Source organism: Fluviicola chungangensis (assembly GCF_007558725.1).
GTDB lineage: Bacteria > Bacteroidota > Bacteroidia > Flavobacteriales_D > Crocinitomicaceae > Fluviicola > Fluviicola chungangensis.
Genome location: NZ_VLPL01000012.1, coordinates 93,972 through 107,405 on the forward strand (window position 1 = coordinate 93,972; position 13,434 = coordinate 107,405).

The window sequence follows — 13,434 nt, forward strand, 5'->3', positions numbered from 1 at the left end:
CTACGTTTTTCTGGTACCATCGTAGCTAAAAATTGTACTTTTGTTACATGAAATGGATTGGAAACAGGATCAGTTATCTCGACGACCAAAATAAAACAACATTTATTATAACCCCGGAACAAATTGGAGTTGTAAAAGCCTTAATGGGTGCTTGGTGTTTTATGTGGTTTGCAATCGGAGCAACTATTACCTGGTCTTATTTTGCTTTCAAATTCTCTCAACAGGAAAAACTGATCCTGGGGATTTTCATGGTTTTTTGGCTCTATTACTTTGTGCGGGTAGGAAGAACCTTCCTTTGGATCATGTATGGCCGGGAATACATCAAAGTGGATAAAATATCCCTGACCATTAAAACAAGTATCGGAACCTACGGAAAAGCAAAAGAATATTACCTGGAAAACATCAAAAAAGTACGCGTTTCCGTTCCAAAGGAAAATTCCTTCCAGGCTGCATGGGAAAATTCTCCCTGGATTCGCGGAGGTGAACGAATCGAGTTTGAGTATCTGGGAAAAACAATCCGCCTGGGAAGAAAATTAAACCAACAGGATTCCAAACAGCTTTTCCAGATTTTAACCAAACGCATAGAAGAAAAGCTGAAAAAGAAAAGCTGATTTCGGTACTAGATTACAATTTTCAACACTTCTTCCCGATCCATTCCTTTTCTTAAATGCTCCAGGATAATCGGGAATTTCTCGTCAATGCGTTCCGGTGTGAAACCCAATTCAACTCCCAACCTTCTCACCAATTTGGTCTCATTGGCATCCATATTCCCGTCAACAACCAAAAGCTGGATCAACTGAATAAACCGTTCATACCGTTCTTCCCTGGTAACCGGTGGTATAAATGGATAATCATCCGGATTTTCGCAAATTTCAGTTACCTGCTCTTCTGTCAAAGAAAGCTTGGTTGCAATTTTTTTCAATAATTGATTTTCCGCGAAACTGACATTCCCGTCAATTCGCGCCAACATAATCAGGTTTCTGAAATGGCTTTTTTGGCGTGCTTGTTCACCTGAATCAAAAAAATGCGACAATGAGCTCATGTTGATTGTGTTTTTAATTGGTTAAAGTTGTTCAAATAAAACCATTATTTCTTTGAACCACTTGAAACTTTTGTACTTTTTAAACTTGTCACTTACGGATCAAACTGAATGCCTTAATCTTTAAGGATTGAATGACCACTTCCTTTTGCCCCGGATTTTCAACATAAATCTGGATCTTATCATCCTGATGATTGACTCTCGGAAGATTGAAGCGCACAACCAGGGTATCTGTCTCTCCTGCATGCTTCTGAGTAACCAATGAGTAAGCTTTCCAGCTATAGGTATTGTATTTGCTGAATGTTTCGAAGTGAATGACTCCGGGATTCAAACTATCTCCGTTCACATACCGGATCTGCGCTTCCAGCAAGGTTTCATCCGTCTTTAACTTCGGAAAAAGAGATCTTTTATCGACCAGAGTCGGGATTTGAGCCGGTACTCTCACCAAGCCTTTGAAGCTAAAATCAATCGTATCAATCCGCCCGAAATGAAAGGTTTCTGCCTGGATTTTCGAAGGCCAGTCCGTATCCTCACGATCTATTTCCAAGCGGTTCATCGTATAATCCGGTATCGAATATTTCCCGAAGATATACCAGTAATGAGCTTTTGTCATTCTGTCCGGATGCAAATAACCGATTGAAAACTGTTCCGATTGAAAAACCGATAAACTCAGCGTGAAAAAAACGAACACCATCATTGAATAAGCAACCATCTTTGTTCTTCCCAAATAAACGATAGCGAAACCTAATGGAACGGCCAATAGCGGATACAAATCTACCATAGCTCTCGATCCGAATGAGGCCGCATACCACCAGCATTCCCAGGAAGCAAAAATCCAGATTGCCAGCAGAACAACACCGAAAACCGGCCAAAACAGGTCCTTTCGTCGCTTATAAAGCTGAATAAATCCCGGAATAAGCAATAAAAACACCGGAGAATACACAAGCCATCCCTTCTTATAGCTAACCAAAAAATCAACGATATGCGGATCCACAATTACCACTTCTTCCACGTGCATATTCAAAATAAACCAACTTCCGCCCAGGATTTTCCAATAAAGCATTTGTGGCAAATTGAATAGCAACCCTGCAAGGGGAAACAAAGAAATTGATTTCCAATAAGCCCATTTCGTCGGATAAACTTTTCGCAGCATCAGTAAAGGAAGTAGCCCCAACAAAACATGGGTCGGCCGAACCGAAGAAATCAATCCGAGCGTCAATGCAGCAACAAGGAAATATTTTTTACTTTTCAATTCCCTAAACTTCAACAGGCAATAGAAAAGCAGTCCGATCAATGTAAACAAATAAATATGCTGAAGCTGATAGGAGTGAATGGCTGTTATCCAAAAATTAGTCCCGAAATACACTATCAGCAACACCAGAGCACTCACCTGATCGGAGAAGAACAAGCGAAGAATTTTGTTCAGAAAATAAATCCCGAGCACAATAAACAGGAGTGCATTCAATAAGAATGTCACGTGATAAGGCTTGCTGAAACCGTCTTTGGGATACCCCATTATTTTAGCAAAGAAGTGTCCGACCGCATACGCAGGTAATTCCAGGTAGGCTTGTCCCATATGATAAATGTCCAGCGAGTTGCCGTTGTCCATTTCTTTCAGCTGATAAGCATACGTCCCATTGCAATACCTATTCTGGACGGCCTGAAGTTCACTTTGTTTGAAATCCAGGTTCCTGTGCTGGAAAAGCTGTGTAAGGTAGATGTAATATCCGTATCCGTCGTAGGAGCAGACACAGGTCGATTCTCCCTTGATAACATCGGTTATTTTCCCCGAAAATGTGAGGGTAAATACCCCCACAATCATCAGAATAGTAGTTCTTCGAATAGTTCTTCTTAGAAACTCAACCATTTAATTGGTGTTCAATGAAATCGATCAGTGTGTGAATTACCTTGATGTGAATTTCCTGCGCTCTATCCGCATAATCCGAATGAGGCGCCCGGATTTCAACATCACAAAGTCCGGCCATTTTTCCACCGTCTTTTCCTGTCAACCCCACAATTTTCATTCCCTTCGCTTTGGCCACTTCGATGGCACGAAGCACGTTCTTTGAATTTCCGGAGGTGGAAATCGCCAGGAGCACATCTCCATGCTGCCCGATTGCTTCCAGGTAACGGGAAAAAATAAAATCGTAGCCGTAGTCATTTCCAACACAACTGATATGTGACGGATCCGAAATACTCAAAGCCGGAATTGCTTTTCTGTCATCACGGTATCTGCCCGTCAGTTCTTCGGCGAAATGCATAGCATCACACATGGATCCTCCGTTTCCGCATGAAATGATCTTTCCTCCCGAACGAATCGCTGAGACCATGATATTTCCGGCATCCCCGATCAATTGATGATTCGTTGCGTTGTTAAATTTTTGCAAAATTTCCAGTGCTTCGTTAAAATGGTCTGCTATTTGTTTCATGCCTCTACAAATGGGATTGTTTGTCAAAAATAAATAATTATTGAGTGCAGTTACCATTTTAGATAAACTTGTTATATTTGAAAATCGGAGCTGGCTCCTTAACACAAAAACAACTATGAAAAATATTCTACTTGCCATTCTAACCTTAACTTTAGGATATAGCGCATCAGCACAAGATGACTGTTTTAAGAAATTAGAAGATGCTTTTGCAAAAAGAGGTTCTTATACGGTTGCTGATGATATGCATAGAAATGTTATCGTTAGTTTTTTTACACCTGAGGGCGTTGAATGTTTGACAGGTAAAGCGCGCGTTGAAAACGGATGCGTGGTTTCCGTTTTTCTTCAGTATGATGATGGAACTTACTATTTGCTGGAAAAGAAGTTTTTCAATTCAAAAAGAACCAACCCGGTAGTTACAAACGGTATTTCTGAAATGATCTTTACAGTAGACGGAGAAAAATTCAGAGTCGTATTTATAGACAAACTGAAACCGAAAGCAAAATCATACAAGCAGGCAGATTTGCCGGATGATTTATAAACCGGAATAAAAAATACGAGGATCCCCAACAGCGGATCCTTTTTTTATGCCAAAATATCTTTTTCCTCTAAGTTCAGGATTACCATGGTATAGGTTGTTCCGCATCCCTGCATGCAAACATCCTTTGTTCCTTCCAGTTGTTCAATCAGCGTATCGATCAGCACCAATCCAAAAGACGAATTTCCGATTTGCTGTTTCCAGACCCCATTGTCAGAATAGGTGATCCGTAAATAATTATCCTCTTCTCTTTGAATCTCGATCTGAATCCGCGCATCGGTTACATCTTCAAAGGCGTGTTTCAGCGAATTGGCAACCAGTTCATTGATCAGAAGCCCAACCGGGATCAATGTTTTTAACCCGATTTTTCCGACCTCCGTTTTGATTTCGTAATCTACCGTCTGTTCTGTAATACTGAGATTCATGATTTCCCGGATCAATTCATCCAAATAATCCCCGATACGGATCTGGGATAAATTGTCGTTTTGATAAAGTCTTTGATGGATGAGTGACATCGCCATGATGCGATTGATCGACTCCTGGAATAAAATTCTGAATTCCGGGTTATCCACTTCCTGGCTTTGCATTCGCAGAAGACTTACCACGATCTGCAGGTTGTTTTTTACGCGGTGGTGAATCTCCCGCACCAAGGTCGTTTTTTCTTCATTCTGAAGCAGAATCCGGGTGTTCTGTTCCTTCACCTGATCGTACGATTCCAGTAATTTTTTCTCCGAATAGCTGTTCAGCTCCAAAAACAAATAGAACAGGTAAAAGTTTAACGAAAAGGCGGCAATCAATTCGATCAGCAAAGATATCTTTTGATAAATCGTAAGCGCTTTCAATATCCGGATCTGGTGATCCAGGTGAAGAAAGATAAACAAGCCAATTACCATTATTGACAAAAACAAAAGGATATAACCCAATCTGCGTCCCAAAGTAAAAAACGCCAGGAATACAACAGTCATCAACCATAGCACATCCACCAAATGGATCCTGCTGTGGTAAACCATCAAGGAAAAAGCAACAATGATGTAACCGCATATTGAATAAATGTAGAAGACCAGTAAATAATTCCGGTCATTCGATTTCATGATGAGCAAACAGCATGCACTGATAATGGTTGCAACAGCCATCATGCTGAAGCTTTCCATTGATTCAAAATAACGTGTGTAGGAAAGAATACTGAAGATGCATAAGAACATCAGAGACATGCGAAAGGCAAGCTTCACACGAAGCTCCTCAAAGTACGCAATGACTTCGCCGGGAATAGAGTCAGATCCTAAATTTTTCAATCGATAGCAGTATGTAACTAATATACTAAGATTTTCTAATCTACCAAGAAAATTGCAACTCAAATTGAAATATGTATTTTCGTGCTACGATGAAACATGTAGCTTGGATTACGGGTGCTTCTTCCGGTATCGGGGAAGAAATCTGCAGACAATTGGCTCGAAAAGGCTTCAAACTGATCCTGTCGAGTCGCAGTGAAGAGAAATTGCTCGCATTGAAAAAGGAACTTCCGAACGCGGAGGAACATTTGATCGTACCGTTGGACCTGGAGCATTCCGATCACTTTGCCGAGTTGGTGAAACAAACTCTGGAACAGACAAAACGCATCGACTATTTATACAATTGCGGCGGATTAAGTCAGCGTGCAGAAGCCAGCGAAACGTCTCTGGAAGTAGATCGTCGGATTATGGAAATCAACTACTTTGGAACGATCGCGCTTACAAAAGCTGTTTTACCGTATATGCAGGCGCAAAAATCGGGACACATCATTGCTATTTCCAGTATTGCCGGGAAATTCGGCTTCTACCTGCGTTCGGCATACAGCGCAAGCAAACACGCTATTCAAGGATTTTTTGAAAGCTTGCTTTTAGAAGAAGCTAAGAATCATATTTTCGTGACTATCGCATTTCCGGGAAAGATCAACACTCCCATCTCCATGAGTGCGCTCGGGAAAGACGGCCAAGCTCACGGAGAAATGGACCACAACCAGGCAACAGGAATGCCCGTTGAAACCTGTGTATCTATTCTATTGAAAGCAGTTGAAAAGAAAAAAAAGGAAGTCCTGATCGGAAATAAAGAAATAAATGCTGTGACTCTGAAACGTTTCTTCCCACGTTTATTCTGGAAGATTGTAGCAAAGCAAAGCGCAACCTAGCAGGCACGCGATTAATCGCATGCCTGCTAGGTTGCTAAATAATCCCTTTCTCCGCCAAAAACACTGCAACATTGGTTTCAATGCGCTTGCTGATATTCGAGGTATCGCCTTTCTCAAACGATTTTCCCGTGATCTTCTCGTACAATTCAATGTATCGCTCGGTGATCGTATCTACGAACGAATCCGGCATATCAGGCATTACCTGTCCTTCCAGTCCCTGGAAATCGTGTTCAATCAGCCATTGGCGAACAAATTCTTTGGAAAGCTGACGTTGGTTCTCACCTTTTGCCTGACGTTCTTCGTACCCGTCAGCGTAAAAATATCGGGACGAATCCGGTGTATGGATCTCATCGATCAGGATTACTTCTCCGTTGAGGATCCCGAATTCGTATTTCGTATCCACCAGGATCAAACCTCTTTCTGCGGCCATTTCAGTTCCTCTTTGGAACAAGGCACGTGTATAAGCTTCCATCTTTTCGTAAATATCCTGCGGAACAATTCCCTTTTTCAGAATATCTTCCCTGGAAATATCTTCGTCATGGCCTTCGTCTGCTTTCGTAGCAGGTGTGATGATCGGTTCCGGGAAACGATCATTTTCTTTCATTCCTTCCGGAAGTGTAACACCGCACAATACGCGCTTACCCAATGCATATTCCCGCGCAGCATGCCCAGCCAAATACCCACGAATGACCATTTCAACCCGCACAGGATCACATGCATAACCAACCGCAACCGAAGGGTCCGGAGTTCCGATCAACCAATTTGGAACAATGTCGCGAGTAGCCTCTAAGAACATAGTTGCAACCTGGTTCAATACCTGACCTTTGAATGGAATTCCCTTCGGTAAAATGTGGTCGAATGCCGAAATCCGATCGGTAGCAACCATTACCATAATATCGTTATCAATGGTATATACTTCGCGGACCTTCCCTCTATACACATTTGTTTGTTTGGGGAATTTAAAGTTGGTACTCGTTATTGTTTCGTTCAACATATTATACAATTTGGAATTGTTTATTTTCTTCTCGGTTTTGATTTCGGCTCGTCCGTTGTTTTCAGCTTTTCAGATGAAGCTTCGGTCTTCAGAAGCCTCGCTTCTTCTTCTCTCTCAAATTTCTTCGCCTTTTCAATTGCTTCCGCTTTATCGAAGGCATCAATGATCCGTTTCACCAGTGAGTGCCGGATGACATCGCTCTGAGTCAGACGGATGATCTCAATTCCTTCCACATCATTCAGGATATCCAACGCATAAGCCAATCCGGATTTCTGACGATGCGGCAAATCCACCTGCGACATATCGCCCGTAATCACAAATTGTGCGGTCTGTCCCATACGTGTAAGGAACATTTTCATCTGCATTGTTGTTGCATTCTGAGCTTCATCCAGGATTACAAATGCTTTATCAAGCGTTCTACCACGCATAAATGCCAACGGTGCAATTTCAATGATCCCGAATTCGATCATATCGGCCAATTTTTCGGGTGGAATCATATCCCGCAACGCGTCATACAAAGGCATCAGGTACGGATCCAGTTTTTCTTTCAGATCCCCCGGAAGAAATCCTAAATTTTCACCCGCTTCCACAGCCGGTCTTGTTAAAACGATGCGTTTCACCTCTTTTGCTTTCAGTGCACGGACTGCGAGAGCAACAGCGGTATACGTTTTACCGGTTCCCGCCGGACCAACAGCGAACACCATGTCACTTTTGTTTACCGCCTGTACCAATTTTCGCTGATTCAGTGTTTTTGCCTTGATCTTCACTCCGCCGTTCCCATGAACGAGTGTTTCCGTGCCGTCGGAAGAGAGCATTGCATCACCTTCATCCAGCATGAGGTTATCGATATTATTCTCCGTTAAAATATTGTATTGGTTAAAATGTGCCAGGATCAATTCAAACTTGCGCTCAAATTCTTCCATCACTTCCGGATCACCGATAATGGTCAGTTCGTTTCCGCGTGAATTGATCTTTAATTTCGGAAAAAAAGACCGAATGTGCTTCAGGTTGGAATTGTTAACTCCAAATAGTTCAGCAACGTTGGTGCCGTTTATTTCAATTTTCTTCTCTGTCAATGTGAATAAATCTTTTGTTTGTAAGTCCCGGTTGTATTATTAACCCGTATTTTTGAAACAAATTTAATTAATTTTTCAACGGATACAGACCGATTTATCAAATGGGAATTATCACTTTGACAACTGATATGGGATTGACTGACTACTACGTAGCAGTTTTGAAGGGAAACTTATACAAATTGGCCCCTGATGTATCTATTGTTGATATCACTCACCAGGTCCGTCCGTTTGACATTGCAGACGCCAGTTATTATATCCAGGCATCTTTCCGGGAATTCCCCGAAGGAACGATCCACATCATCGGAGTCGACAGTGAACCGATCATCAATTCCAGCAACGGAGCTTATCCGAGCATTTTATTGTTCAAGGGACATTACTTTATTTCCAATGACAATGGAATTTTTGCCCTGATCCTGAAGGAAGAAAAACCGGAAGGCTTTTGGAGAATCGACAACGTACTCTCCAATCCGAAAGGACTTCGCTTCCCGGTAAAAAATATTTTTGTTCCGACAGCTGTGCGCATACTTTCGGGAGAGCCGGTGAGTAATATCGGTTCGGAAGAAACTTCCTGGCGTGTGGCACATACGGTAAATGCGGTTATTGAAGAAAACCTGATCAAAGGCTCCATTGTCCACATCGACCATTATGGAAATGCCATTACCAATATCACCAAAGAAATATTTGCCCGGTTCGAGGATGCCCCGTTCACAATCCTGTTCCGCAAACGCGAATATTACATTGATGAGATCTCAAGTACGTATAATGACGTTGCTCCGGGAGAACGCCTGGCATTCTTCAACGACAATAACCTGCTTGAAATCGCCATAAACAAAGGAGCAACGGGAAATGGCGGTGGAGCAGATTCCTTGTTCGGACTCCGGGTCCATGACCTGGTACGCATTGAGTTTACCCCGCGCGGATCTGCCAAAACGATTGATTCTTTGTTTTGACACCAAAACGAACTCAAAGAGTTAAGGTTCAATGAATTGAAGATGGAAAAACAAAGAATTGAAACGTATTTAAAAAAACATTTTGAACTTTTGAACTAAAAATATGCTCACACGTATTGTTAAACTGACATTCCAGGAAGAAAAGGTCAATGAATTCCTAGCATTCTTTGACACAATCAACACGCGGGTAAGTACCTTCGAAAATTGTTACGGAATGCGTTTAATGCAGGACATTCATCACCCGAATATTATTTTCACTTATAGTAACTGGAAGGATGAACAAGCGTTAAACAACTACCGGGATTCGGATTTGTTCGGTACTGTTTGGTCGACCATAAAACCCTGGTTCGGCGGAAAACCGGAAGCCTGGAGTGTGGACACGTATTTTGAAGATGGTTCCTTTGAACCCAACCATCTACCCGAATAATCGTTTATAGTTACTCCTAACGAGAGTCCGCCCCGACAGATGGTAGCGATTCACGGAAGTGAATTGAATTTAAACAGATTCTCAATATTGTTCTTATTTTTGCCGAAGTTAATTAGATATGAAAGCACTTTACTGGAAAGAGATCAGGAGTTTTTTAGGCTCGGTCATCGGATATATTTTCATTGTCATTTTCCTGGTGTTTACTGGAATAATGCTTTGGCTTGTCAGCGGCCCCTCCAATTTAATGGAAGGCGAAGAAGCCGATATGATCCCGTTTTTCAACATTGCTCCTTATGTGTTATGCGTGCTGATTCCAGCAATCACCATGCGGATGATCGCGGAAGAACGCAAAACGGGGACCATTGAATTGCTCTTTACACGCCCAATTACCGATTTCCAAATCATTGCTGCCAAATACCTTGCCGGCGTAACTTTATTATTGATCTCACTTCTTCCGACTTTGATTTATTACTACAGTATGGTCAGTTTGGGAGCAGATGCCTTTGATGAAAATGGTGTTGCAAAAACCGTTATTGATGAAGGAGCTACTTTTACTTCCTACCTCGGACTTGTTTTATTGGGCTCGTCTTTGATCGCAATCGGTATTTTTTCCTCTTCCATCACCAGTAATCAAATCGTTTCGTTTATCGTAGCCATGTTCTTGTGCTGGCTTTTTTACGACGGTTTTGAGCAATTGGGATCGTTCAACCTCATGGGAGATTTTGATATTGTATTTCAATATTTAGGACTTTGGTCCCATTATGCAAGTATCAAAAAAGGAGTGATCGACACAAGTGATCTTATTTATTTTTTCGGGATGATTGCAATTTTCCTGGCGGCAACCCTTACAGTTGTTAAATCTTTGAAACGTTAATCCGATGGCTGAAAGTACTAACAAACTAAAAAAGTTCTACAACTGGATCTTACTCGGAATCATTGTTGGAGTTGTCGTCTTCCTGAACATTATCGGAACATTCCTTTATTCGCGGATCGACATGACCGAAGACGAACGTTATTCGCTTTCATCCGGCTCCATCGGCTTTTTGGAAAAAATGAAAGAAGATGGCAAGAAAAACAATAAAGTCAACCGCTTATACCTGAAAATTTACCTCGAAGGAAAACTTCCCGCCGAGATCAAACGTTTCCGGAATGCCATTGAAGATAAACTAGCCGAGTTTAAAGAAATCGCGGGTGACCGGATTGAATACGAATTCATTGATCCCCTGGAAGGAACAGAAGCTGAACAGAAGAGTTTGTTCCAAATTCTTTACAATAAAGGAAACGGAATTATTCCATTGGAAATCGTTTACCAAAAAGACGGTTCCCAAACCCAAATGACCTTGTGGCCAGGAGCAGAAATCGAATACGAAGGATTTACAAAAAATTACGTGCAGCTACTGCCTGGTTCACCCCAGGGACAGCCGGCTCAATTGTCGAAAGAATTCTCTGAAACAACGATACAAAACTCGATCAACAACCTGGAATACATGTTGATCTCTGCTTTGAGAAGAACCATCCAGAAACAAAAACCACGGATTGCTTTCATTGGCGGACATGGAGAACTGCGTTTTGCAGAAACTCAGCGCGTCCGATCCCTGCTGGAACCGTATTATTCTGTCGAAGATGTCGTCATGAAGGATTCGTTAAAAGCACTGGACGGGTTTACCGGGGCGATTATTGCAAGACCCCGAACAGCTTATTCGGATAAAGACCTGTACATTTTAGACCAGTTTGTTATGCGCGGAGGAAGACTCATGTGCTTCTTCGACAAACTGACTTTTCCGCAGGATTCTCTGAACCGTACAGGAATGGTAAGCACCGTACGAACAGAACTTGGGCTGGATAAACTATTGTTTGATTACGGGATTAAAACGAACGACAATTATGTTATGGACGTTCGCTGCTCACCTATCCAGACACCATTTGCAAAGCAAAGCCTGCTACCCTGGTTCTTTTATGTCGCAGCAACTCCTACGAAACATCCGATCGCACGAAATATTGAACCGGTGATGCTTCGGTATGTGTCACAGATCCAATTGATTCCGGGTGAAAGCAGGTTGGTTTCACCGATTCTGACAAGCTCAACCAATTCCAGAGTAACCGGTATGGCACCACTCATAAGCCTGGCAATGCCGATGAATTACGGTAAAGTACCAATTTTGGCAGATAACCCGACATCCGAAAACAACAAAATTTGTCTTGCAGGAATGTCGGAAGGGAAATTTGATTCGCATTTCAAAAACCGTCTGACGGATGAATTTGCTAAAAATCCGGAATCCGGTTTCCTTGCAGGAAGTATGGAAGAAGGGAAAGTACTCGTTGTTGCAAACGGTTCTTTCATCGCCAATTATTACGATTCGATGCCAAGCAAAACCGGTCAGATGATGTATCGTCCGATTTCTTTCAACAACCTGCGCTACGATGAGGTCATGGCCCAAATGCGCATGCAGCCGTTGATCTACGGAAACCAGGAATTCTTCCAAAACATGGTCGATTATATGATGGGAGATATCTCGGTACTGGATATCCGAAGCAAACAGATCGATATCCATCCGATTGACAAAGAAAAGATCAAAGATCAGCGTACGAAGTACATGTTAATCAATATTGTTCTTCCTTCCCTGCTCATTATTTTATTAGCAATTTTATTATTCTACTTGCGTAAACGCCGTTACGCACGTTCTTAGTCATATGAAAAGAATTATCATCATTATTTTAGGAATCGCACTTCTTGTGGGATTAGGAATTTTCACTTCTCAATTAATCAGTAAAAAAGGGAAGTCTGATGAACAGCTCGCTGCTTTTAACTTCGAAATAAAAGACACCGCATCAGTCAATAAAATAATTATTACCGAACCAAACGGAATGGAAATGACTTTGGTCCGCAATGGAAGTACCTGGACAGACGACAAGGGACAATGCGTTCAGCCTGTGCTTGTCTTTAATATCCTTGAAGCACTTTACAATGTGCGTTTCAAAGGGTACATTCCTGAAAACTCGATGAAAACAGTCATCAACCGCATCTCCACACTTGGCATTAAGGTTCAGTATTTCCAAAATGACAACTGGAGTAAAACCTGGTATATCGGGGGATCCACTTCAGACCATCACGGAACTTACATGCTGATAGAATCCGCAGAAGCAGGAAAAAGTGACTTGCCTGTAATTGCCGAAATTAAAGGTATGAAGGGAATTATCGAACCGCGATTCTTTGCCGACCCCAGAAAGTGGCAGTGCTCCGGAATTTTTGCTTACCAGATGGAAGAAATCGCCGAAGTCAATGTAAAATTCACCGGGAGACCGGACAGAAGCTTCGAAGTACGAAAAATCAAGAAGGACTATTTGGTAAAATTCGGAGGGAAGTACCTGACCAGTCTGGATACCAACATGGTCTATCGTTACTTGTTGAATTTCAAGCGAATCAACTTCGAGAACCCGAATTACGAATTGAACGACAAACAATTGGACAGCCTGAAAAGATCCACTCCGTTTTGTGAACTGAAAATTCGTACAACCAAAGGTGAAAAGAAAAAATTACGCATGTTCCGAATCAAAGCGACCGGCGATCCGGAAGTGGATGATTTTGGAGATCAGGCGACTTACGATATTAACAGATTCTGGTGCGAACTACCCGACGGACAAGTCGTTAAATGCCAGTATTTCGTCTTTAACCCTTTAATCATGGGGCATATCTATTTCAATCCGAACAGGTACGCAACCACCCAATAGGTTAATATCTCGTTGAAAACTGTCAGGAAAGAGTTGGATTTTCAAAGATTCATCGCTTGAATAATTGGTATATTTGTTCTCGTAAATAACC

Annotated in this window: 14 protein-coding genes; 8 read left to right on the forward strand and 6 right to left on the reverse strand. The window is 42.0% G+C overall.

Going from position 1 to position 13,434, the window contains the following annotated elements; translation table 11 throughout:
• The first annotated feature begins 47 nt into the window (after positions 1 to 47).
• Complete coding sequence (locus tag FO442_RS18145) at positions 48 to 611, forward strand: hypothetical protein (protein WP_144334632.1); 564 nt, start codon at positions 48 to 50, stop codon at positions 609 to 611.
• Between the two features lie 8 nt (positions 612 to 619).
• Here the strand turns inward: FO442_RS18145 and FO442_RS18150 are convergent, their stop codons facing one another.
• From FO442_RS18150 to lpcA, 3 genes are all read right to left on the reverse strand, one after another.
• Positions 620 to 1,042 carry a TerB family tellurite resistance protein gene (locus FO442_RS18150; RefSeq protein WP_144334633.1) on the reverse strand — a complete coding sequence of 141 codons (423 nt, stop codon included), beginning with the start codon at positions 1,040 to 1,042 and terminating at the stop codon, positions 620 to 622.
• 88 nt (positions 1,043 to 1,130) lie between these two features.
• Positions 1,131 to 2,906 carry a hypothetical protein gene (locus tag FO442_RS18155; RefSeq protein ID WP_144334634.1) on the reverse strand — a complete coding sequence of 592 codons (1,776 nt, stop codon included), beginning with the start codon at positions 2,904 to 2,906 and terminating at the stop codon, positions 1,131 to 1,133.
• Entirely contained in the window at positions 2,899 to 3,468 is a 570-nt protein-coding gene (lpcA, locus tag FO442_RS18160; protein ID WP_144334635.1) for a D-sedoheptulose 7-phosphate isomerase, read from the reverse strand. Before lpcA ends, FO442_RS18155 begins: the two co-directional genes overlap by 8 nt.
• A gap of 115 nt (positions 3,469 to 3,583) precedes the next feature.
• Between lpcA and FO442_RS18165 the strand changes: the two genes are divergently transcribed.
• Positions 3,584 to 4,006: a hypothetical protein gene (locus FO442_RS18165; RefSeq protein WP_144334636.1), complete on the forward strand. Its 423-nt coding sequence runs from the start codon at positions 3,584 to 3,586 to the stop codon at positions 4,004 to 4,006.
• Between the two features lie 44 nt (positions 4,007 to 4,050).
• Here FO442_RS18165 and FO442_RS18170 read toward each other — a convergent pair whose 3' ends face one another.
• Entirely contained in the window at positions 4,051 to 5,295 is a 1,245-nt protein-coding gene (locus FO442_RS18170) for a sensor histidine kinase (RefSeq protein ID WP_144334637.1), read from the reverse strand.
• A gap of 89 nt (positions 5,296 to 5,384) precedes the next feature.
• Between FO442_RS18170 and FO442_RS18175 the strand changes: the two genes are divergently transcribed.
• Positions 5,385 to 6,167 carry an SDR family oxidoreductase gene (locus FO442_RS18175; protein ID WP_144334638.1) on the forward strand — a complete coding sequence of 261 codons (783 nt, stop codon included), beginning with the start codon at positions 5,385 to 5,387 and terminating at the stop codon, positions 6,165 to 6,167.
• A gap of 34 nt (positions 6,168 to 6,201) precedes the next feature.
• Here FO442_RS18175 and FO442_RS18180 read toward each other — a convergent pair whose 3' ends face one another.
• Complete coding sequence (locus FO442_RS18180; protein WP_144334664.1) at positions 6,202 to 7,158, reverse strand: phosphoribosylaminoimidazolesuccinocarboxamide synthase; 957 nt, start codon at positions 7,156 to 7,158, stop codon at positions 6,202 to 6,204.
• A gap of 23 nt (positions 7,159 to 7,181) precedes the next feature.
• A complete protein-coding gene (locus tag FO442_RS18185; protein ID WP_246073884.1) occupies positions 7,182 to 8,237 on the reverse strand; it encodes a PhoH family protein in 1,056 nt (351 codons plus the stop codon).
• 101 nt (positions 8,238 to 8,338) lie between these two features.
• Between FO442_RS18185 and FO442_RS18190 the strand changes: the two genes are divergently transcribed.
• The 5 genes from FO442_RS18190 (at position 8,339) to FO442_RS18210 (ending at position 13,343) form a co-directional block, all read left to right on the forward strand.
• Positions 8,339 to 9,187, forward strand: coding sequence for an SAM hydrolase/SAM-dependent halogenase family protein (locus tag FO442_RS18190; protein WP_144334639.1), 849 nt, complete (start codon positions 8,339 to 8,341; stop codon positions 9,185 to 9,187).
• Between the two features lie 103 nt (positions 9,188 to 9,290).
• Entirely contained in the window at positions 9,291 to 9,614 is a 324-nt protein-coding gene (locus FO442_RS18195) for a putative quinol monooxygenase (protein WP_144334640.1), read from the forward strand.
• Between the two features lie 118 nt (positions 9,615 to 9,732).
• Positions 9,733 to 10,488 carry an ABC transporter permease subunit gene (locus FO442_RS18200; RefSeq protein ID WP_144334641.1) on the forward strand — a complete coding sequence of 252 codons (756 nt, stop codon included), beginning with the start codon at positions 9,733 to 9,735 and terminating at the stop codon, positions 10,486 to 10,488.
• 4 nt (positions 10,489 to 10,492) lie between these two features.
• On the forward strand, positions 10,493 to 12,301 hold the full coding sequence (locus FO442_RS18205) for a GldG family protein (RefSeq protein ID WP_144334642.1): 1,809 nt from the start codon (positions 10,493 to 10,495) through the stop codon (positions 12,299 to 12,301).
• Positions 12,302 to 12,305: 4 nt separating this feature from the next.
• Positions 12,306 to 13,343, forward strand: a complete 1,038-nt coding sequence (locus FO442_RS18210) for a hypothetical protein (RefSeq protein ID WP_144334643.1) — start codon at positions 12,306 to 12,308, stop codon at positions 13,341 to 13,343.
• The last annotated feature ends 91 nt before the right edge of the window (positions 13,344 to 13,434 follow it).

What these genes read in the sequence shown, in the direction of transcription:
- FO442_RS18145 (WP_144334632.1), top strand. Translation starts at nt 48, where the DNA reads ATGAAATGGATTGGAAACAGGATCAGTTATCTCGACGACCAAAATAAA.
- FO442_RS18150 (WP_144334633.1), bottom strand. Translation starts at nt 1,042, where the DNA reads ATGAGCTCATTGTCGCATTTTTTTGATTCAGGTGAACAAGCACGCCAA.
- FO442_RS18155 (WP_144334634.1), bottom strand. Translation starts at nt 2,906, where the DNA reads ATGGTTGAGTTTCTAAGAAGAACTATTCGAAGAACTACTATTCTGATG.
- lpcA (WP_144334635.1), bottom strand. Translation starts at nt 3,468, where the DNA reads ATGAAACAAATAGCAGACCATTTTAACGAAGCACTGGAAATTTTGCAA.
- FO442_RS18165 (WP_144334636.1), top strand. Translation starts at nt 3,584, where the DNA reads ATGAAAAATATTCTACTTGCCATTCTAACCTTAACTTTAGGATATAGC.
- FO442_RS18175 (WP_144334638.1), top strand. Translation starts at nt 5,385, where the DNA reads ATGAAACATGTAGCTTGGATTACGGGTGCTTCTTCCGGTATCGGGGAA.
- FO442_RS18190 (WP_144334639.1), top strand. Translation starts at nt 8,339, where the DNA reads ATGGGAATTATCACTTTGACAACTGATATGGGATTGACTGACTACTAC.
- FO442_RS18195 (WP_144334640.1), top strand. Translation starts at nt 9,291, where the DNA reads ATGCTCACACGTATTGTTAAACTGACATTCCAGGAAGAAAAGGTCAAT.
- FO442_RS18200 (WP_144334641.1), top strand. Translation starts at nt 9,733, where the DNA reads ATGAAAGCACTTTACTGGAAAGAGATCAGGAGTTTTTTAGGCTCGGTC.
- FO442_RS18205 (WP_144334642.1), top strand. Translation starts at nt 10,493, where the DNA reads ATGGCTGAAAGTACTAACAAACTAAAAAAGTTCTACAACTGGATCTTA.
- FO442_RS18210 (WP_144334643.1), top strand. Translation starts at nt 12,306, where the DNA reads ATGAAAAGAATTATCATCATTATTTTAGGAATCGCACTTCTTGTGGGA.